The 18889-nt window shown below is 73.2% G+C and carries 13 protein-coding genes and 6 pseudogenes; 5 read left to right on the forward strand and 14 right to left on the reverse strand.

Going from position 1 to position 18889, the window contains the following annotated elements:
* Window positions 1-168 precede the first annotated feature (168 nt).
* Window positions 169-1377 (forward strand): annotated as a pseudogene (locus RBJ77_RS43375) (MFS transporter).
* A 72-nt stretch (window positions 1378-1449) separates the two neighbouring features.
* Here RBJ77_RS43375 and RBJ77_RS43380 read toward each other — a convergent pair.
* From RBJ77_RS43380 to RBJ77_RS43410, 7 genes and pseudogenes are all read right to left on the reverse strand, one after another.
* Window positions 1450-1605: a DUF6299 family protein gene (locus RBJ77_RS43380; protein ID WP_372350042.1), complete on the reverse strand. Its 156-nt coding sequence runs from the start codon at window positions 1603-1605 to the stop codon at window positions 1450-1452.
* On the reverse strand, window positions 1598-1741 hold the full coding sequence (locus tag RBJ77_RS43385; RefSeq protein WP_372350043.1) for a hypothetical protein: 144 nt from the start codon (window positions 1739-1741) through the stop codon (window positions 1598-1600). Before RBJ77_RS43385 ends, RBJ77_RS43380 begins: the two co-directional genes overlap by 8 nt.
* Before the next feature lie 203 nt (window positions 1742-1944).
* Window positions 1945-2295, reverse strand: coding sequence for a hypothetical protein (locus RBJ77_RS43390; protein WP_372346131.1), 351 nt, complete (start codon window positions 2293-2295; stop codon window positions 1945-1947).
* A gap of 27 nt (window positions 2296-2322) precedes the next feature.
* Window positions 2323-3213, reverse strand: a complete 891-nt coding sequence (locus tag RBJ77_RS43395) for a hypothetical protein (protein ID WP_372350044.1) — start codon at window positions 3211-3213, stop codon at window positions 2323-2325.
* Between the two features lie 485 nt (window positions 3214-3698).
* Window positions 3699-4319 carry a hypothetical protein gene (locus RBJ77_RS43400; RefSeq protein WP_372350045.1) on the reverse strand — a complete coding sequence of 207 codons (621 nt, stop codon included), beginning with the start codon at window positions 4317-4319 and terminating at the stop codon, window positions 3699-3701.
* Between the two features lie 73 nt (window positions 4320-4392).
* A pseudogene (locus RBJ77_RS43405) lies at window positions 4393-4632 on the reverse strand (cation transporting ATPase C-terminal domain-containing protein); the annotation flags it as partial.
* A gap of 13 nt (window positions 4633-4645) precedes the next feature.
* Window positions 4646-5137, reverse strand: a pseudogene (locus RBJ77_RS43410) (HAD-IC family P-type ATPase); the annotation flags it as partial.
* A gap of 50 nt (window positions 5138-5187) precedes the next feature.
* On the opposite strand from RBJ77_RS43410, the gene RBJ77_RS43415 reads away from it, so the two are divergent.
* Window positions 5188-5541, forward strand: coding sequence for a hypothetical protein (locus RBJ77_RS43415; protein WP_372350046.1), 354 nt, complete (start codon window positions 5188-5190; stop codon window positions 5539-5541).
* A gap of 114 nt (window positions 5542-5655) precedes the next feature.
* On the opposite strand, the gene RBJ77_RS43420 is transcribed toward RBJ77_RS43415, so the two are convergent.
* The 3 genes and pseudogenes from RBJ77_RS43420 to RBJ77_RS43430 form a co-directional block, all read right to left on the reverse strand.
* Window positions 5656-6657, reverse strand: coding sequence for an HAD-IC family P-type ATPase (locus RBJ77_RS43420; protein WP_372350054.1), 1002 nt, complete (start codon window positions 6655-6657; stop codon window positions 5656-5658).
* A gap of 99 nt (window positions 6658-6756) precedes the next feature.
* Window positions 6757-6939 (reverse strand): annotated as a pseudogene (locus tag RBJ77_RS43425) (cation-transporting P-type ATPase); the annotation flags it as partial.
* Window positions 6940-6954: 15 nt separating this feature from the next.
* Window positions 6955-8358, reverse strand: a complete 1404-nt coding sequence (locus RBJ77_RS43430) for a hypothetical protein (protein ID WP_372350047.1) — start codon at window positions 8356-8358, stop codon at window positions 6955-6957.
* A gap of 1329 nt (window positions 8359-9687) precedes the next feature.
* Between RBJ77_RS43430 and RBJ77_RS43435 the strand changes: the two genes are divergently transcribed.
* The 3 genes from RBJ77_RS43435 to RBJ77_RS43445 all read left to right on the forward strand — a co-directional run bounded on the left by RBJ77_RS43435 (window position 9688) and on the right by RBJ77_RS43445 (window position 10559).
* The gene (locus RBJ77_RS43435; protein ID WP_372350048.1) at window positions 9688-9918 is read left to right on the forward strand and encodes a hypothetical protein; all 231 of its coding nucleotides are present in this window, start codon (window positions 9688-9690) and stop codon (window positions 9916-9918) included.
* A 4-nt stretch (window positions 9919-9922) separates the two neighbouring features.
* Window positions 9923-10168, forward strand: a complete 246-nt coding sequence (locus tag RBJ77_RS43440) for a M20/M25/M40 family metallo-hydrolase (protein ID WP_372350049.1) — start codon at window positions 9923-9925, stop codon at window positions 10166-10168.
* A gap of 142 nt (window positions 10169-10310) precedes the next feature.
* On the forward strand, window positions 10311-10559 hold the full coding sequence (locus RBJ77_RS43445) for a hypothetical protein (RefSeq protein ID WP_372350050.1): 249 nt from the start codon (window positions 10311-10313) through the stop codon (window positions 10557-10559).
* A 438-nt stretch (window positions 10560-10997) separates the two neighbouring features.
* Here RBJ77_RS43445 and RBJ77_RS43450 read toward each other — a convergent pair.
* From RBJ77_RS43450 to RBJ77_RS43465, 4 genes and pseudogenes are all read right to left on the reverse strand, one after another.
* Window positions 10998-11802, reverse strand: a pseudogene (locus tag RBJ77_RS43450) (MerR family transcriptional regulator).
* 204 nt (window positions 11803-12006) lie between these two features.
* Window positions 12007-12330: pseudogene (locus tag RBJ77_RS43455) on the reverse strand (VOC family protein); the annotation flags it as partial.
* A 34-nt stretch (window positions 12331-12364) separates the two neighbouring features.
* Complete coding sequence (locus tag RBJ77_RS43460) at window positions 12365-12709, reverse strand: dihydrofolate reductase family protein (RefSeq protein WP_372350051.1); 345 nt, start codon at window positions 12707-12709, stop codon at window positions 12365-12367.
* A 651-nt stretch (window positions 12710-13360) separates the two neighbouring features.
* Window positions 13361-13582 carry a hypothetical protein gene (locus RBJ77_RS43465; protein ID WP_372350052.1) on the reverse strand — a complete coding sequence of 74 codons (222 nt, stop codon included), beginning with the start codon at window positions 13580-13582 and terminating at the stop codon, window positions 13361-13363.
* Window positions 13583-18889: the final 5307 nt, after the last annotated feature.

Here is an 18889-nt window from a genome sequence, read left to right on the forward strand (position 1 = left end):
GGCCAGCGGGAGGCCGCGAACCGCAGCCGCTCCGCCGGCACACCGCCGATGTCGATCTCAACGTCATCCCCTCACTTGATCACCGCTCCGCCGGGGGGCGCCGGCGTCGGTTGACGGATAACGTCAACCGACGTGCCCGATCGGGTGTCGACCGCATCGTTCGGTGCCATGACGACCACGACCGGCCTGCGGCCCCCGCGCCCTCGTCCGTGCCTCCGGAGGCCCCCGCTACGCCGTCGCCCTGGCGGTGGACGCGCTCGGCACCGGCCTGCTCCGGCCCTTCCCTGCTGCTCTACGGGGTGACGGTCCTGCACTGTCCGCGCCGGTGACCGGCGTCGCCATGACCGTCGGCGTCGTGGCCGGTCTCGTGTGCATGCCCGCGGTGGGCCGGTGGCTGGACCGGGGCGCCCGCAGCACGGTCGTGGCGGCGTCGATGCTGGTCCGCGTGGTGGGCGTCGCGCTGCTCCTGGCCACCCCCGAGGGAACAGCGGGCTGTTCGCGGCGGCGGCACTCTTCCTCGGAGTCGGCAGCCAGGCCTGGCCGGCCGCCCACGCGGCGCTCGTGGCGACCGTCGCCCACGGCAGGGAGCGCGACACCGCCCTCGCGGCGGGCCGCGCTGCGCAACGGGCGCACTGGGCGTGGGCGCGCTCATCGCCACCGCCTGTCTGGCCGGTGGCACCACCGCGCTCAGGTGCTCGACCGCCGTCACCGGGGTCGCCTATCTCGGCGCGGCGGCCCTGGCCTGGTCGGTCCACCTGCACGCCCGGCCCGCCACCCCGTCCACGGACCCGGACGCGGACCCTGACACGGGCAACGGCCCCCGTGCCCCGCATGCGCGCCCTCCTCGCCGCCAACGTGATCTACGTCTTCTGCCTCAACGTCCCCGAGATCGCCCTCCCGTTGATCCTGGTCACGCAGCTGCACGCGTCCCAGTGTGGTCGGCGGCCGTCTTCGTGGCCAACACGGTGCTGGTGGTCACCCCTCCAGGTGCCGGTCACCGCGTTCATGTCCCGCTTCCCGCGCCGCACCGTCCTCGCGCTCGCCGGGGTGGTGCTCGCCCTGTCCTACCTGGGCTTTCCTCGCGGCGGCGTCGCTGGGACCCGGCTGGGGCGCCCCGGCCGTCGCCGCCGTCTCCGTCGCTCTGCACGCTCGGCGAGATCCTCTACGCGGGCAGCGCCACCGCGCTCCGTCACCGCACTCGCCCCGGCCCGCGTCCTGGGCCGCACCCTCGCCCGCTTCGAACTCTCCACCGGCCTGGGCCTGGCCGTCTCCCCCGCGGCGATCACCGCGCTCGCACCGCACGGCCCGGCCGCCCTCTGGGGCACGCTCACCGCCGCGACACTGGCCGCCGCCTCCCTGCCGTCCAGGGGCCGGTGAGCACCACGGCGGGACCGGGGAGGTACGGGGCCAGTTCGAGCGGGCGTCGGACGGCCGTCGTGCCGCGCGGGCTCAGTCCTGCGCCATCAGCGTCGCGTCCTCCTTGTCCACCGCGTGGAAGTACGGCAGGGGCAGACCGTCGCGGGAGCGGAGTTCCATGACGGTCGCCTCGATCTGCACGGCGCCCGGCGCGACCGTGTCCGCCGGCGGCGTGCCGGTATCACCCACGGGTGCTCAGGCCGTCGCACACGGCCGGGTGCCGCCGATGCCGTGCCGCGCGGGGTCGGAGCCCTGCCGCACCGACGACAGAGACGAAGGCGAGGCCCGAGGTGTCGTGGCACCGGTACGTGCCGGACAGCGTCACCGTGCCGTCCGGGGGCGACGGTACCGACCTTGTCGATGGTCACAGGACTCGTCCGGGGCCGCGGCAGTCGCCACCGGTGCCGCGAGCAGCAGGGTCACGGCGCCGGCGGCGGCTCCGAGCCGGACGGATGCGGGATGACATGGGAGAACCTCCTTGTTGGGGGCTCCATTGATATCCGGGTCGCCCCGGGCGCCCGTCGATCATCACCCCTTCGACGGCGAGTCCCGACGGTCCCCTGACGCCCTCCGCGCACGTCGGCGCAGCAGCAGCGTTCCGCCGGCCGTCACCGCGGCCAGCGCGACGGCGCCGACCGTCCAGGCGAGGGTGTTGCTCCGCGCCGCGGGCGGGGCGGCCTCGGCCGGAACCACCACGACCCGGGCCGTGTTGTCGGACGGATCGGGATCGGCGGTCCGCTCGTCCGCGCCGCGCGGCTTCAGCCGTACGAGTCCGTCGGCGTCGTCCGCCCCCAGGCGCAGCGTGAAGGTGAGGGTCCGCTCCTCGCCGGGCTCGTGGGCGGTGCCCGGGCAGGTGTAGGTGTCCCCTTGTGCCGGCACAGCGGCTCGAAGACGTCCTCGTCGATCTCACTGCATCGGCTCCTTCACCACCGTGCTGCCCCGCGGCGGGTGAAGACGAGGTCGAAGGCGCCGCCCTGGCCGGGGTCGCCCGGGCCGTCGTTGCGCGCGCCGATCCGCACGTCGCGCACGTCGCCCGGCGCGCCCGCCGCGGTCGCCGATCGCGGCGTAGTCCGCCGGATTGTCCGTGTGGACCATGGTCCACACCTCGGCGTCATCGCTCCACGCGCCCCCGGCCGCCCGTGCGCACTCACCGGTTCGAGCCGGGGACCGTCGCCGGCCGGTCCCGGGCTCGTCATGCGCACGGCTTCGTACCCGGGCCGAGGTCGAGCGGCCAGGCCGACTGGCGCAGATCGGCGTGGTCGATGACCTTGGGGTGCGCATCCGCAGGCCGGGGCCGAACACCACGGTCCGGCCCGGTGGCGAGCGCAGGTCGGGGAACGTGCAGTACGCGGTCTGCGCGCCGCGATCGGCCCTCTGTAGCGGCAGTTCGCGAAGTGCTGTGACAGCGGCAGCTCGTTGTCGACGGTCAGCAGCAGGGCGACGCCGTGGGCGGTGGTCTCGCCCGTGTTGCGCACCGCCAGAGTCCATGCTCGTCTCGGCGCCGGGGCGGATCCCGCCGACGACCTTCGGGGCGCGGACCTCGAGGATCGGTCCGCCGACCACCACGCGCGTCGTCGCGGTCGCGACGTGCCCGTCGGGAGCCTCGTACGTCATGCGCAGCCGGCCGGTGTCGCCGGCCTTGCTGCCGGGCGCCGCGTAGGGCAGCGCACCGGACCAGCCCGCCCAACTGTCGTACCGCGTACCGACGTCGCACACCACGACGAGATCCGCGGTGTTCGTGCAGCCGCTGCCGAACTTCTTCAGCCGCAGCACGTCCTTGGAGGCACGGACGTCCATGGTCAAGTGCCCCGACTTCAGCCCACTTCGCCCACGGCGTCCGGGTCGTCCGGCGCGTACCGGATGTGGGGCGCTTGTCGCGCTCGGCCGCTTCCGGCCGCCGGGCGGCTTCACGTGATAGGTGCCGGGCGCCGTGAGCACGGGCCGTTCACCCGGGTGCGGGGCCCGCCCGGAACTCGGTGAGGGCGAGCACGGCGAGGGCTCCGGGCGGCCAGCACGGCGAGCGGTCACCGCGAACAGACGGATCACGCGACGCCGGTCACGCTCGGTGGGGTGTGCGGGCATGCCGGTCAGTCGAACACGGGCGGGTTCACCCCGGCCAGGATCCCGCTGTCACGACTGGGCAGCAGCCGTCGGCCCTGGTGAGCGGGTCGGGCCCGCGTCGCCCGACCGACCGGTTCAGGACGCGCGCGCCGCGAAGGCCGCCGGTGAGAAGGTGAACGCCACGTAGGTGCGTCCGCCCTGTTCGAACCGGGCCGCCTCGGTCATCCCGTAGTGGCGGTGGACCGCGAGGGAGCGTTCGTTGGCCGTCTCGACGAACGCGACCCGAGATCGAAGTCGTCCCGCAGGGCCCGGCTCAGCGCCGTGATCAGCCGCGTCAGTACGCCGCGGCCCTGGAACCGGTCGTCGACGGCGACCGGCCCGTAGAGGAACATCCTGCCCAGGTCGCGTCCTCGGGCCGCTTCGACGACGGCGGTGACGGCCGCCGACGCAGGGTGCTCGGGCGGAAGTCCGCCCGCCTCGCTGGTGATCGCGAAGCCCGCGAGCTCCCCGGCGGCGTCGGCGACGAAGACGCCTGGCCCGTCCTGGAACCGGTCCAGGAGCTCCGCGGTCATGCGCCCCTGCACGAAGCCGCGCCGGGCCCGCTCCTCGTCGCTGAGCCCGACGCCGCGGGCGCGGTCCATCAGGGCCAGGATCGCTTCGTGGTCGTCGGGCCGGGACCTGCGCACGGTGATCGTCACTCGACAGACCCTACGCAGCCGCGCCGTTGTCGGGACCGCGAGGGACGCCCGTGCGCGGCGGCGCTCCCACGCCTTGCCCGCCTCGACCAGCAGGAAGATCAGCACGGCGAACGCGATGGTGAGCCCCCACTCCCGCAGCCCCACCGAGGCGGTCGCGAACCCAGTCGTGCATGAACGGGGTGTACGTGAAGAAGACCTGGAAGGCCACCAGCAGGGCGCTCGACCACCAGATGACGGGATTTCCGCGCAGCACGTCGGGGGTGAGGCTGGAACGGTTCAGGAAGCGGCAGTTGAACAGGTACGCCAACTGGCCGAGCGCCAGCATGAGGACGGCCGTCGTCTGCGCCTCGGCCAGCGGCACGCTCCGCGCGGTCTCCAGGTAGAAGACGCCCATCGTCGCCGCGCCGATCAGAACCGAGCCGACGGCGATGCGCCGGGCGAACTCCGCGTTCAGCAGCGGGGCGTCGGGGGGCGCGCGGCGGCCTGGTCATGATGCCGGTCTCGGCCTTCTCGCCGGCCAGCGCGAGGGAGAGGGTGACCGCGGTGACCATGTTGATCCACAGCACCTGCACGGGCTGCAGCGGCAGGGTCCAGCCGAACAGCACGGCGATGAGGATGACCAGTGACTGGGCGCCGTTGGTGGGCAGCAGGAACAGCACCGACTTGCGCAGGTTGTCGTAGATCCTGCGGCCTTCCTCGACCGCGCGCTCGATGGTGGCGAAGTTGTCGTCGGCGAGCACGATCTCCGCCGCGTCCTTGGTCGCCTCGGTGCCCTTGATGCCCATGGCGACGCCGATGTCGGCCTGGGTCAGCGCCGGGGCGTCGTTGACGCCGTCGCCGGTCATGGCGACCACTTCGCCGTGGTGCTGCAGCGCGGACACGATGCGGATCTTGTGCTCGGGCGATGTCCGTGCGTACACGTCGACGTCGCGCACCACCTGCCGCAGTTCCGCGTCGTCCATGGCCTCCAGTTCGGCACCGGTGAGGCGGCGCGGTTCGGGGGGCGTCGACGATGCCCCATCTCCCGGGCGATGGCGACGGCCGTGCCCGCGTGGTCACCGGTGATCATCTTGACGCGGATGCCGGCCCGCAGGCACTCGGCGATGGCCGTGACGGCCTCGGGGCGCGGCGGGTCCACGATGCCGACGACACCGACGAACTCCAGGCCGGTCCCGACGTCGGCGGGGTCGAGCCGGGCACGGTCGGGGGGCGGCCGGGAGCCGTGCGGCGGCCAGCACGCGCAGCCCGCGCGCCCCCGATCTCGTCGATCCGCGCCTCCCAGAAGCCGGTGTCCAGCGGCTCGGCGGTGCCGTCGGCGGCGGTCTGGGTGGTGCTGCGGGCGAGGATCCGGTCCGGGGCGCCTTGACGAGGACGTGCCGGGAGCCGTCGGCGGCCTCGTCGAGCACGGCCATGTACTTGGTGTCGGACTCGAAGGGGATCACCGCGTGCCGCCGGTGCTCCGCCCCGTCGTGGCCCGCGGTCATGCCGAGCGTGCGCAGCGCGCCTCGGTGGGCTCGCCGACCAGTTCCCAGCGGCCGCTTTCTCGCCGCGCACGACGCGGGCGTCGTTGCACTCGGCCATCACCTCGATCAGCGCGCGCAGGTCCGGGTGGGCGGCGAGCGGGGCCGGTGCGCCGTCCAGGGTCACCTCGCCCTCGGGCGCGTAGCCGGAGCCGCTGACGTCGTAGGCGTGCGCGCGGGTGCGGACGAGCCGGGCGGTCATCTCGTTGGTGGTGAGCGTGCCCGTCTTGTCGGAGCAGATCGTGGTGACGGAGCCGAGCGCCTCCCACGGCGGGCAGCTTGCGCGTGATGGCCCGACGGCGGGCCATCTGCTGCACGCCGAGCGCCAGGGTGATGGTCACCAGCGCGGGCAGGCCCTCAGGGACCGCCGCGACGGCGAAGCCGATGGCCGCCGAGACGAGCTCCGACCCGGTGAAGTCGTGCAGGACCCCGCCGACGAGGAGCATCACGGCGGCCGCCACCAGGATCACCACCGCGAGCCGCTTGCCGAACGCGGCGAGGGTCCGGGACAGCGGTGTCTCCAGCGACTCGACCTCGTCGATCATCGTCTGGATCCGGCCGATCTCGGTGGCCGCACCGGTGGCGACGACCACGCCGGTGCCGGTGCCCGCCGCGACCAGGGTGCCGGAGTACAGCATCGAGGTCCTGTCGCCGATCCCGGCGTCGGCGTCGACCGGGTCGGTGCGCTTGGCCGCGGTCACGGACTCGCCGGTCAGCGCCGCTTCGTCGACCTGCAGCGCGGTGGCCTCCAGCAGGCGCAGGTCCGCCGGGATCCGGTCGCCCGACCGCAGCCGCACCACGTCGCCCGGCACCAGGTCCTCGGCGTCGACCTCCGCCCATGCGCCGTCGGTGAACGTGCGCGAGACGGAGAGCATCGCCCGGATGCCGTCGAGCGCCTTCTCCGCCCGCCCCTCCTGGACGAAGCCGATGGCGGCGTTGATCACCGCGACGGCGAGGATCACCGAGAGTCCACCCAGTCGCCGAGCAGTGCCTTCAGCACGGCGGAGACGAGCAGGATGTAGATCAGGACGTCCTGGAAGTGCGACAGGGATCCGTCGCCACAGTGGCGTGGGCGCGGGTGGCGCGAGCCGGTTGGGGCCCGTCTCGGCGAGGCGGCGGGCGGCCTCGGTTCCGGTCAGGCCGTCCTGCGCCGAGTCCCAGGCGGTCGAGGACCGCCCGACCGGACAGCGACCACGGTGCCGCCGGCTCCTCACGGAGCCGGGGCGGCTGTGTCTCTGGTGCACCCGTCATCGTTCCAGTCAATGCCGGAACCGCTGCCGTGTCGCGGTGAGAACGTCCCGGACGCAGGGGGCCCGGGACCCGGGACCAAAGCCCTCCCTGCCGGGGGTCACCGGGAGATTCCCGGGACGGGCCGGCGGTCGAGGACGGCGGCGGCCCGCTCCACCCGGGTGGCGCACGGCACCGTCTCGCCCGACCTCGACGGCGTTCAGCAGGTCCCTGAGCGCGGCGTACGTGTTCGGCGCGCAGGAGGCGGCGCCCGGCTGGGCCAGCGCCCGCCTCGCCCGGGTTTCCAGGCCCGGGCGGTGCGTCCCTGCTGCCGGTCGACGAAGGCCCGCGCGTAGTGGGCGCGCAGCGCCGACCACTGGTCGTCGCGCAGTTCGGGCTGGGCCAGTGCGGCGCGGGCGGCCCGCTGCGCCGCGGCCGGGTCCTGGACGGTGCGGGCGACCGCGAGCGCGGCGAGGTAGACAGCCCTCCCGGTCCCCGGGCGCCCGGTCGGGCGTGCACTCGCTCGCGTGCTCGAAGCACTCGGCGGCCTTGACCGTGTCCCCCGCGGAACAGCGCGACGAGCCCCCTGCACGTGGGAGATCCGGGCGATCAGCAGGGTCGTCGCCGGCCAGCAGCGCCTGCGGCCAGGTGGCCCAGCAGGGGTCTCGGCGGTGTCGGGTCGCTGCGTGCGGCCAGCCAGGCGGCGAGCCACCGGGCGGTGCCGGTCTCCGGCCGGTCCAGGGGTGGAGGCTGAGCAGCTGCAGCAGATGGCGCAGGCCCTCCGACGTGTGCTGGCGCTTGGTCCACCAGAACCACAGCCGGCCCGCGGCGTCGAGGGCGTCCTGGGCGAGGTCGGGCCGGTGCGCCGCGTGCCGCATCATGGCCTTCAGGTCGTGCTGTTCCTCTTCCAGGAGCTGCATGGCGTGGCCCTGGCAGCCGTGCTGCCACAGGTGCTCGGCGATCTGCGCGACCTGCCGTACGTGGCTGGCCCGCCGCTCCAGCGCGACCTCGGTCTCGCCCGCCTCGGCCAGCCGCCGGCCGCCGAACTCCCGTACCGCGTGCGGCATCCGGTAGCGGGGCTGCGCCGGGCCGTGCGGATCGTGGTCGCTCTCCAGGACGCCCTGCGCGGCCAACTGGGCCAGCAGTCCCGGCACCTCGTGCGCCGCCACTCCGCCTCCGGCGCACACCAGTTCCGCGGCGGCCTGGCCGAACGGCCCGGCGAAGACGCTCGCGCGGCTCCACACGATCCGCAACTGCCGCTCGCAGCGGGCGTAGCCGGCGCCGATGGCCCGGGCCAGGCTGCGGTGGCGGCGCAGTGCCGGATGCGGGCTGCTGAGCCAGCACTGGCCGTGCCGCACGAGTTCGGCCAGCTGCTGCGCCGAGTGCGTACGGGTCTTCGCCGCGGCCAGTTCGAGCGCCAGGGGCAGCCCTTCCACGGCGCGGCCGATGTCCTCGGCGGCCCGCAGCGCGGTGCGGTCCCTGGCGCAGACCGGTCAGCCGGGCGGCTCGGCCGAGGAACAGCGCGGCCGCGGGCGACGGGGGCGCCGTCCACGGGGGTCTCCGTGGCCAGCGGGGCGAGTTCGAGCAGGGCCTCTGCGCCGAGTCCCAGGGGTTGGCACGAGGTGACCAGCACGTGCAGCCACGGCCGCTGCATGACGGCCCGCTGCACCCAGCCCGCGCACTCGGGGTGGGCCGCGTCGACGTCGTCGAGCAGCAGCAGGGCCCGGCCCCGGCTGCCGCGCGGACCCGTCGTGCGCGGCGCCGCCCTGCGGTGCGGGCGCAGTCCGGCCAACGCGTCGTCGGCGGCGCGGGCGAGCCGTTCCTGGGCCGTGGGGCCGCCGGGGCAGCGCAGGCAGGCGGCGCTCTGCCAGGACGCCTGGAAGGCCCCTGACCGCGGCCCGGGCGAGATGGCTCTTGCCGACCCCGGTCCGCCCGGTGACGGTGACCACCTGGTGGCGGGCCAGCAGGTCACCCAGTTGCGCCAACTCCCCTTCCCTGCCGATGAGTTCGCCCGGCTCGCCCGGCGGGCCGATCCCGCTGTCGGCAGAGTGATTCTGGGCTGGTGCAGCACGCTGTGTCCCCGGTGGTTCTGGTGCGGATCGTTCAGGCCTCCCTGCCTGCCCGGACACTGCCGCAGGCCCGGACAGCGATGCCGGACCGACCACTGCAGAACCGTCACTGCTCGGGAGTCACGCACTCCCAACGCGCCCTTCGTACCCCGGTTGTGCGCCAGATCGGGAATCACCCGCACAGGTGAGATGTCCGCGCCCGGAAGAACCGCCGTTGACCGGCCGCACCGTGCCTGCGCACCGTGCGCACGCGATGTCCACCACGGCAGACGGACCCGGAAAGTCCCGCCTCCGCGGCCGTCACGGCACAATCGGCCCGCCCTCCGTCCCAGGCCTCCCCGGCCCGCCGCACACCGGGGCGGCCGCGCGTACCGGAACTCCGCACGTACGGGCCGGATCCACCGCCCGCCCGGGCGGCCCTCCCCGCCGGGACGCCGGTGCGCATCCGGCCAAGACGTCCGCTCACGCGCCACGCCCGCACGCCCTTGGTGCCTACGCTGTGAGCGGCCGTCTCGGTGAATTCCCCGTGCCACCGAGGCGGCCTTCCACCCTCTGATCCGGCCGGTCAGGAGCCGGATCAGAGGGTGACTCACCTCCGCCGCCGTCACCCGGTTGCACCACCAGCGGCGGTCATCGGGGGCCCCGGATCCCTAGCGTTCGGATGACAGTGGGAACGGCCTTCGAAGGAGCCGGGGCATGAGCGACGATCCGATCCACGCCGAGTTGGACCGGCGGGCCGCGGCGGTCGAGCAGCAGGTCGTCGCGTGGCGGCACCACCTCCACCGGAACCCGGAGCTGTCCAACCGGGAAGCCGCCACGGCCGGGCTGATCGCGGACCATCTGACCTCCCTGGGGCTCGACGAGGTCCGCACCGGCATCTCCGGTCACGGCGTGGTCGGCGTGCTCCAGGGGCGCCGGGTCCGGTGACCGGGTGATCGCGCTGCGGGCCGACACCGACGCACTGCCGGTCAAGGAGGACAGCGGCGAGAGCTTCGCCTCCACGGTCGTGGACGAGGACTATCCCGGCGGGCCGTTCCCCGTGGCGCACGCCTGCGGCCACGACGCGCACACCGCGATGCTGCTGGGCGCCGCCACCGTCTGGCCGGCGTCCGCGAACGGCTGCCCGGCACCGTGCTGTTCGTCTTCCAGCCGGCCGAGAGGGCGCTCCGCCCGGTGAGACGGCGGGGGGCGAAAGGAGATGCTCGCCCAGGGCGCGTGCGACGACCCGGTGCCCTCGATGGCGTTCGGCATGCACGTGGGCCCGCTGCCGAACAAGTACGTCGGCTACCGGGTCGGCAATCAGTTCGGCGCCTCCCTGCATGATCAGGATCGTGCTCACCGGGCAGCAGGGTGCACGGCTCCACCCCGTGGATGGGCGTCGACCCGATGCCCGCGGCCGGCGCGCCGTCATCGTCGGCATCGGGCAGCTGTACCGGCAGGTCTCCGCCTTCGACGCGATCACCGTCACCATCGGGCACGTCGAGGACGTCGGCCGGTTCAACATCGTGCCCGGCGAGGTCACGCTGTGGGGGCACCATCCGGTGCGCGGTGGAGCAGGACATGAGTGAGGTCCAGAAACGGCTCGCCACCCTCGCAGAACAGACCGCCGCCGCCTACCACTGCACCGCCTCGGTCGAGTACCTCAGGACGTTCCGGCGGTGCACAACCTCAGAGTGGATCGACGCCGTCCTGCCGACCGTCCGGCGCGTCGTCGGCGAGCGACGCGGTCTTCGAGACCTCACCGACCCTCGGCTACGACGACGTCTCGGAGTTCGTGAACACCTACGGCGGCGTGTACGTGATGCTGGGCGCGCAGGACTGCAGGCTCGGCGAGAACGGCGGCCTCGAACCGGTCCCGGACGCGGGATGATCCCCAACCACAACCCGCGCTTCTGCGTGAACGACGACGCCCTGCTGCAGGGCGTGCGCCTGCACTGCAACGTCGCCTACGACCACCTGACCGGCACACTCGCTCCCCGGACGTGACGCCCGGCCCCCGCCCACCACTACTCCCAGGTCGCGGTTCCGGGTCGATGCCGTGGGCGCGTGCGCCGGCATCGACGATGCGCCGGAACCAGGCGGCGAGGCCGGGGCGGATGCCGTCGTAGTGGGCGGCGAACCCGGGACGGCCTCGTACTTGCGGCCGAGGCACACCTGCATCTGCCGGGTCAGCGGAAAGTGCGCGGCGAACACGTCGCGGTGCCGCTCGACGAGTTCGTTCGCCGCCGGACTGCCCGGCGTCACACCGGCGTCCATCGCCTCGGCCAGCGCCCGGTCGAGGTCGGTCATCGCGTCGGTGACAGCCTGCCGTCCTCCGGGCCGCGCGCGGGCGGAGCGCTCGGCGAACTGCTGCCACTGCGTCGTGTCCCCGTCGGACTGGCGTGCCTTGACAGGCCCTTCGGGATCCCAGCCGGGGCCGAAGACCGCGGCCTGCTCCTCGATGGTGAGCAGCAGGCCGCGCTCGTGGGCGTCGATCATCCGGTCGAGTCCGGCGCCGAGCCGCTGGAGCCGTTCGATCCGCTCGGCTACCTGGGTGCGCTGGGCCCGCAGGGCGTCAGGGGACGTCCGTGGCCGGGTCGTCCAGGACGGCGGATCCGGTCCAGGCCGAGACCCAGCTCGCGGTACACCACGATGCGGTGCAGCCGCTCCAGGTCCCGCGGCGGTGTAGAGCCGGTACTCCGGCGGCCGTGCGCAGCGAGGGTCGCGCCAGGCCGATCTCGTCCCAGTGGTGCAGCGCGCGGGACCGTCACGCCCACTCCGCGCCCCGGCCTGACCGACGGTCAGGCCCTCGGTGTCACGTGCGTCATGCATGGTCCACATTGTCGCCCCGGCCGCCGCTGTCGGGTCAGTGATCCCCGATGGCCGCAAGGTTCCGAGCCTCCTCGCTTGCCGGGTCGTACGGCTTCGCCGCGGTGAAGACGATCGCGCGTGCTCGGGGGTGATCACTTCCACGTCGCGCGTGTTCCACGCAGTGTCCCGCGGCCCGTCGACCGAGTCCGGGCGCACCGCACGGCAGGCCTCGACCAGGGAGTCGACCTGGCCGAGCACGCACGCGAAGCTGACGGAGATCGCCGGCGCGGTGTCCGGCGTGCTCGCCCCGGTGACGAGAGTACGTCCTGGAACGCCCACCGGCGCAGATGGACGAGGTCTGCCCGGGATGCCGAACAGTTCGAAGAATCCGAGTCCACGGGTCCAGAAGTCCACCGACGCCGCCAGGTCGTCCGTCGGGATCGTCACGAACGCGGGCATGCCGTAGATGCCGCGGAACAGCTCCGGCGGCACGGCGTCCGGGCCGGGGTCGGGCACGGGGCTCATCTCGAACGCGTAGTAGTCGCTCATGGACGCCACCTTCAGCCCTCCCGCACCGTGAGGGTCAAGCCGCGTCCGCAGCGCGAGCGGCGACGGCCGTGTTCTCCCCCGACGCGGAACCGCCCGCGTGTCCGTCGCGGTACGCCCGGTCAGCTCGGCACTCCCGAGGCCCCGGTCGGGCGCGCTCATGTCGCCGGTGGCGGGGACGCCGTCGGCGAGCCCGTAGCGCAGGTACGGCGCCCTGGAGGCTGGCGACCGGGGGGCCGAGCAGCGTGACGTTGGTGGGCACCGCGCCGTCCTCGAACACCTTCTTGCCGGCGCCGAGCACGATGGGGTGCAGCCAGAGGTCGATGCGGTCGAAGAGCCGCTCGCGCAGCAGGCTCTGCACGAGGTCCAGGCTTCCGACCACCTTGATGTTCTCGTGCCGCTCGCGGGCTCGCGCACCGCGTCGGCCAGGTCAGGACGAGCTGGGTGGACCCGTCCCACGGCAGGTCGGGCTTGCTGCGCGAGGCCACGTACTTCAGGATGCTGTTGAAGAGCGTGGCGATCGTTGTCGGGGCCGCCCTTCTGGTGCGGCCAGTAGGCGGCGCGAAGATGTCGTACGTGCGCCGGCCCAGCAGCAGCGCGTCGGTGCCCTCGTAGGCGGCCTGGATCTGACGCTCCCGACGGTCTCGTCGATCAGGGGCGCCTGCCAGCCGCCGAACCGGAAGCCGGCCGGATCCTCCTCCGGGCCGCCGGGCGCCTGCGCGACCAGGTCGAGGGGTGGCGAAAGAGCTCCCGAGGTGGATGAGGCCCATGGTCTGCTCCCGGTGAGTCGGTTTCGTTCCTCGTCAAGATCAGAGAAATCGTTCGGCGGGCGCCCGCAGACTCATCGCCGCGCCGAAGGTCCCGGGCGGCGTCCGATGGCGGTCTCGGTCCCACTGCTCCTGGGCGAGGGAGTCGACGGGCTGCGGCTTGCCAGATGACGGCCAGGGCGATGCGCCAGCTGATCTGGCCGATCGCGATCATCAGGGCGGCCAGCGCCTTCTGGTCGTAGTGCCGGGCCACCTCGGCGTACAGCTCATGTCGGAGACGCGCTCCGTGCCGGTCTGCGTGGCGGGCTGGAGGGTCGCCTCTCACCAGGGCGAGCGCGGCGCGCTCGGCGGCGGGTGAAGTGCGGGGCGTCCTGCCGAGGAGACGCGGTGATGCGGTCCCCGGACTCCCCGGCCTTGCGCAGGAAACCGGTGTTGAGGATGGTCAGATAGGTGTTGTGGACGCAGATCTGTCCGGCGCGCAGGTGCATGAGGCCTCATCGTGGTGCGCAAGCACCGAGCGGTTGCCCGTGGCGCGGAACAGGGCGGCACCGATGTCGCCGCCCAACTCCGGTACGAACTCGGTGCTGGGCACTCCGCGAGATCCGGGTGCTGCGCGGCTGGTCTCCTTCGCTCCGGCCTGCCGGCCCGGTCGGCGTCTTCACTGGTCACAGACGGACCGGCTCGCGAAGGTGTGACGGGATGCGGGAAGCTTCTTTCTCGCGCCGGGACCCACGGCCCTAGGGCCTGTCGGCAAAGCTTTCCCGTCGTCGCCCGAAGGGCGGCAGCGCACGGTCTGGTGCGTGCGATCGCAAGGCGCCGGGAGGGCTCCTAGTAGCGGAGCTACGCGGACCTTTTCGGCAACGCGGCGAGCGTGCGTGCCAGGCGCCGCAGGGCAGGCGGGAGATTTGACGACGACGCCCTAGTCCGCGCCGGGTCCCGCTTTCGGCCATGAACTCCTCCCACCAGGTCGGCCGGGTTGGCGGCCGCGGTCAGTGCGAGGCATCTGCGTCGGGATCGAACATGTCGTACGGGACCACGGGCGTCGGCGGCCAGCGCCACGCCACGATCCGGCCGCTCTCGTGCAGGTGCCGGGCCGCGCCCACTGCACACCTCGGCGAACCACTCGGCCAGCCGCTCGTCGCGCTCGTCCGGCTCCTCGTCGTCCTCGAACCCACAGTCCCAGGCCTCGGCCTCGCCGGTGGGCCGACTGCCCGCCATCGTCCCGGCCGACGGCGTACGCCTTCAGGCCGTCGGCGGGAAGAACGCGCTCCAGCGCGCCTCCCACGCGTCCGACGTCTGCCCGGCGGCCTCCCGCCGCGTCGGCCTCAGTGGTGTAGCCGACGGCCACGTAGGGACGGCGCGGATCCTGGTCCACTGTCGGTCGGAACGTCACCGCGTAGATCCCGCGATCCGCCGGAAATCCGCCGACCCGTCGGCTGGCAGCGCACCCGTTCCGCGAACGTCATCCGGCCTCCTCGTCCGTGCCGAAGGTCCCAGAGGCCAGTGGCGCGGCGGACCAGGGCGCCGTCGACGTTCAGGATCCGGGCGTGACGGTGACCGCCGAGGCCGGGCGTCGGTCGGGACCAGCCGATCACGACGACGGCGACGTACCGCGCGGTGCCGTCAGGCCGGACGCTGCTCTGCCACGCACGTCGACCGTGGCGCGCCGGTAGGTACGGCCGTCCTCGCAGAACTCCCGCGTACCAGTCGACGTGCGTGAGCCAGGCGACCCGCACGTCCGCGATCGGGCGGACCGCTCCGAGGTCGACGACCATGCGGCTGGCAATGCCCGGCGTCCAGGCGGTGGCCGGGTCGCCGCCGACCAGGGACCGCCGGGTCCGCCATCCCGGCCGGCCGTGGCGCGGCCGGGGAGCGTGGTCCGTCCCAGCGCGAGATCGGCCACGGGGGAAGCGCACGGCCCGCGGCACCGCAGCGGGCCGCCGTCGTCCGCCCGGCGTGCACCACGGCCTCGCCTGCTGCGGCCCTGCGCCGTCACGATGTCACTCCGGCCCGCGGCACCGCTCAGCCGCACCGTCGCCGCGTCGACGACCTGCGCGCAGGCCTGCGGGATCCGGGCAGCCGTGAGAGGTCATCCGCAGGTGGCAGGACCACCGCCTCGGGCGGCTTCCAGACGGATCTCGCCAGCTTCGGTGCCGTCGTCCCGCACGGTCTGCGCCCCCTCGAACAGGATCGTCGCGGTCTTCGGCACGCGGGACCCGGGTGGTGACGGCGCGCGTCCGACAGGCTGAACAGGGTCAGGTGCGTCCACGTTTAGCTGCGCCGCTCGTACCTGGGGCGCGTCGGTCGGTGCGTCGAGGCGCTGCGGCCAGGTCGCCGGCTCCCTGCTGCGTTTCGCGCCGGGGTGTCCTTCGGCGAGCAGGCGGCAACCGGGCCCGCCGTCCGACAGGATCAGCGGTGTTGCCGCACACCGACAGCGGGTTGGCGGCCCGGGTGGCCCCGCACCGCGGCGCAGGACGAATCCGGCCCGCCCGTCGACGTCGAGCCAGTCGGTACCGGTGAGTCACCGGGCCCGGGCCACACGACGAGGTCTCGTCCAGGTGCGGCCGCGTCCGTCGAGCCCTGTGCCCGGAAGCGCTGCGTGTCCGGCGGCGCTCTCCCCAGCGCAGCGTCACCCGGTCAGACCTCCCGTTCCGCGCCGCCCAGGTCGGCGGCGATCCAGCGCTGTCCGCGTCTGCCGGTCGGCGCGGGACACGGCCCACCGCCGCGGCGTCGCCGTCGACCGCGCGGGCCGGCTCCACTGCCCGTGTCGGAGGAGGACGCGGCGGCAGGCGGCGCCCCGGGCCAGGTCCGTTCCGTCGGCGCCGGCGGACCTCCGAACGCGTGCAGCGAGTACCCGTAGGCGGGCCGGCCGCACGCCGAGCACTGCACGCGCGCCGCACCCGGCTGCGGGAAGGTGAGCTCGTCCACGCGCGGGCCGCCCCCGTCCGGGCCGGCGTGACGTCCGCCGTGCCTCAGCCGCGCGGCCGGTCAGCCCGGCATGCCCGGCATGTCGAGGTTGTGGACCTTGACGACGCCCCGGCCTCGTGCCGGTCGTCGCAGACCACCGCGCCGGACGGTAGCGTGGCGAACCCGGCGTACCCGGTGCCGTCGAGGGCGAACAGGGGAGGCACTGCCTGAAGCCGTCCCGCCCCTTCGCAGGCACTAATTTGTTGCCGGTGACCTTGGCGGCGGTCGACGGCAGGAACACCGGGTGCGCTGCTGAGCGCGAACAGCCAGTCGCCGTGGCCGGGCTGCCGGCGAACTTCACGAACCCGGCCTTTTGCTCACGGCGCCGGCCCAGGCCCGGCGCGTTGATGTGCCACCAGACCGGGGCCCGTCCCTAGTCCACGGCCCCACCGGCCTGCTCGAACAACTCCTTCTGCGTCAGGCGTACGGCCGGGCGGCTGGGCGGGACCGCCACTCTGTGGGAAGAGGTAGCCATAGTGACTCCGGCGCGCCTCCGCTCGTACTGGCTCGCCGGAACTTGGCGACGCGGTGGGTCGGCGGATACTGCTGGTGCCGCCCAGACGCCGGGCCAGGGCGAGCGTTCGCAGGCCGCGGTCGCCGACCGGTCGCCTTGTGACCTGGGCGAGGAAGGCGAGCGGAATCACGTCCCTGCCGTACAGGTGCTCCCGGTCGGCGAACATCGGCATCAGCGGCCTCGCCCGCGTCGCTCATCACCGCGAGCAGGGGTGCGCCAGAGGCCCCGCGTTCGGCTGGTCGGTGAGGACCCGGGCAGCTCCCGCCCGGCGAGCAGGAAGTGGACGGCGCTTGCCCGCGGTGCGCCACAGTTCTTCCTGGTAGTGCGGGCCGAACGAGCCGTGGTTCTCGACGATGAACGTCAGAGGTTCTGCGCCGTGGCTGGGCGGCCACCGGCACGCCGTCCACGCGCGCCGGATTACGGAGGTCCGTGCCGGCAGCCCGGCCTTCGTTGCGGCTCCACTGGCCAACGCGTCGCCTAGTCGCCGGTCGTCCGGCGCTCTACGCGAGGGCGGGAGCGTGGACCGTGCGTGACGCCCATTCCTCCAGCGCTTGGTGCGTCGCCGACGAATCCGCCGGTTCGCGCCCGTGCGGCGTCTAGTCGCCGGACGCCGGGTCGTCGGCCGTACCCAACCCCCGTGGTGGAACTGGTGCCTGCGGGTGATGGCGTCGATGTCCGCCCGTCGTCCAGGTCGGCCCAGAGCAGGTGGGCGGTGACGGTACGACTGGAACGTCGTCGAAGAACAGCTTGCTCCCACACGCTGCCGCCGGTCAGCCGGTTGGTCGCCGCGAACTGCTTGATGGTGGCCAGCGTCCGCTTCCGCAGGGTCTTCCGGTCGACTGCGCGTTTCGGCGTCGTACGTGCCACGGGTCAGCAGGCCTATGCGGCCGAGGACGACGGCGAACTCCGGAAGTCCTGTCCGTGTAGAAGCCGCGGGCGGCGTCCCCACTGGGCCTCCGACCACCGCGTGTGGTCCAGGAGCACGCAGTACGCGTCCGCTACCTTCACGGTACCGGGTGCGTCCCGGCGTGGGCCACCGCCGTTCCTGGGAACGCGAGTGTCGCACTGAGTCAACGCGGGTCGGCTGAGCCTCCGCCAGTTGGACGAACCGGCGACGGCTCGACCTGACCCTGAGAACTTCGGCGCCCCCACCCTTACGACAACGTTGTCAGATCGCGATCAGTTGTTGGCCGCCTCGCCACCTCTGTCAAGGTTCAAAAAGTCACCGCGACCTGCGACCGGCCCGGCCGGCTCCCGCCTACTTGGGCCACGCCGTCCAGGAGGTTGCCAGACGAGCGCGACCACGAAGGCGTCGGTGACGGTTCGTCCGATGAGGGATGGTGGTACGCGGTGCCCAGAGCTGGTCGACGAGGACCTGCATTATCGACGTCGGCGCGATCTGGCCGGCTTCGCTCGCTGAGTGACGCTTCCGCCAGCCGGCGCCGGTGCGGGAGGAGTACAGCTCGGTACGTGGTACAGGTCCTTGTCCGTCTGCGCCGCGCTGATCAGTCACACAGCACCCACTCCCCCGGGGTCCGGGTCAGCGACGTGGGCGAAGGAGCGGAGCTGGGTGAGCAGATCGGCGCGGACGTCCCTGTGTCGGGGAAGGTTGCCGTCTCTCGACGGCGGAAGTAGCCGTCGAGGGCGAGCGCGCTCTGAGGCCACCACCGAGGTGGTCTTGCTGACGCCGCGGCCTTGGCGACGCGTTCAGCGTGAGGTCGCCGGTGCCTCGGCGAGCAGGTCACCGACGGTGCAGGACGTCCGCCCTGACCTCGTCCGTGGACGGCGCCTCGCCTCGCGGCCGCCTTCCTTTATGGCCGGTCCGCCGGTCTTGTTCGGTCACGTGCTCCTGCTGGGTTGCGGGTGGTGGTGACCGGCGTCACCAGCGAATGTGCCGATCGTCTCAGGTCGCCTTGGGCGCCTTGGGTCGCCTCTGTGACCGGACCCGTGAGGAGTAGCTGGTGAGGTCGAAGCGTGGTGAGGGAACTCGCGGCGGATCCGGTCGGCGGTCTCGGAGACCTTCCTGGGACCCGTCGCCGGCGGGGTCGACGTGCACGCGGAAGCGCGCTTCCCGGCGGGCAGGGCGAGACGGGCGGGCGATCTCGTCGGAGACGAGCGAGCGGTCGCGGCCTCGGGGCGAGGTGGTCATGAGCGCCTGCCACCTGGTCCATCAGCCCGGCGTACTGTTCTCAGGCGCCTGACGGCGCGTCGCCGGTGGCCGGAGTGGGCGAAGCGGCGCACGAAAACGCGAAAGTGCTTCACGATAAATGCGAAAACGCGTTAAACACCCGCATCCTGATTGAACGAAGCATAC

This window comes from Streptomyces sp. KL116D (assembly GCF_030766975.1).
GTDB classification, from domain to species: domain Bacteria; phylum Actinomycetota; class Actinomycetes; order Streptomycetales; family Streptomycetaceae; genus Streptomyces; species Streptomyces longispororuber_A.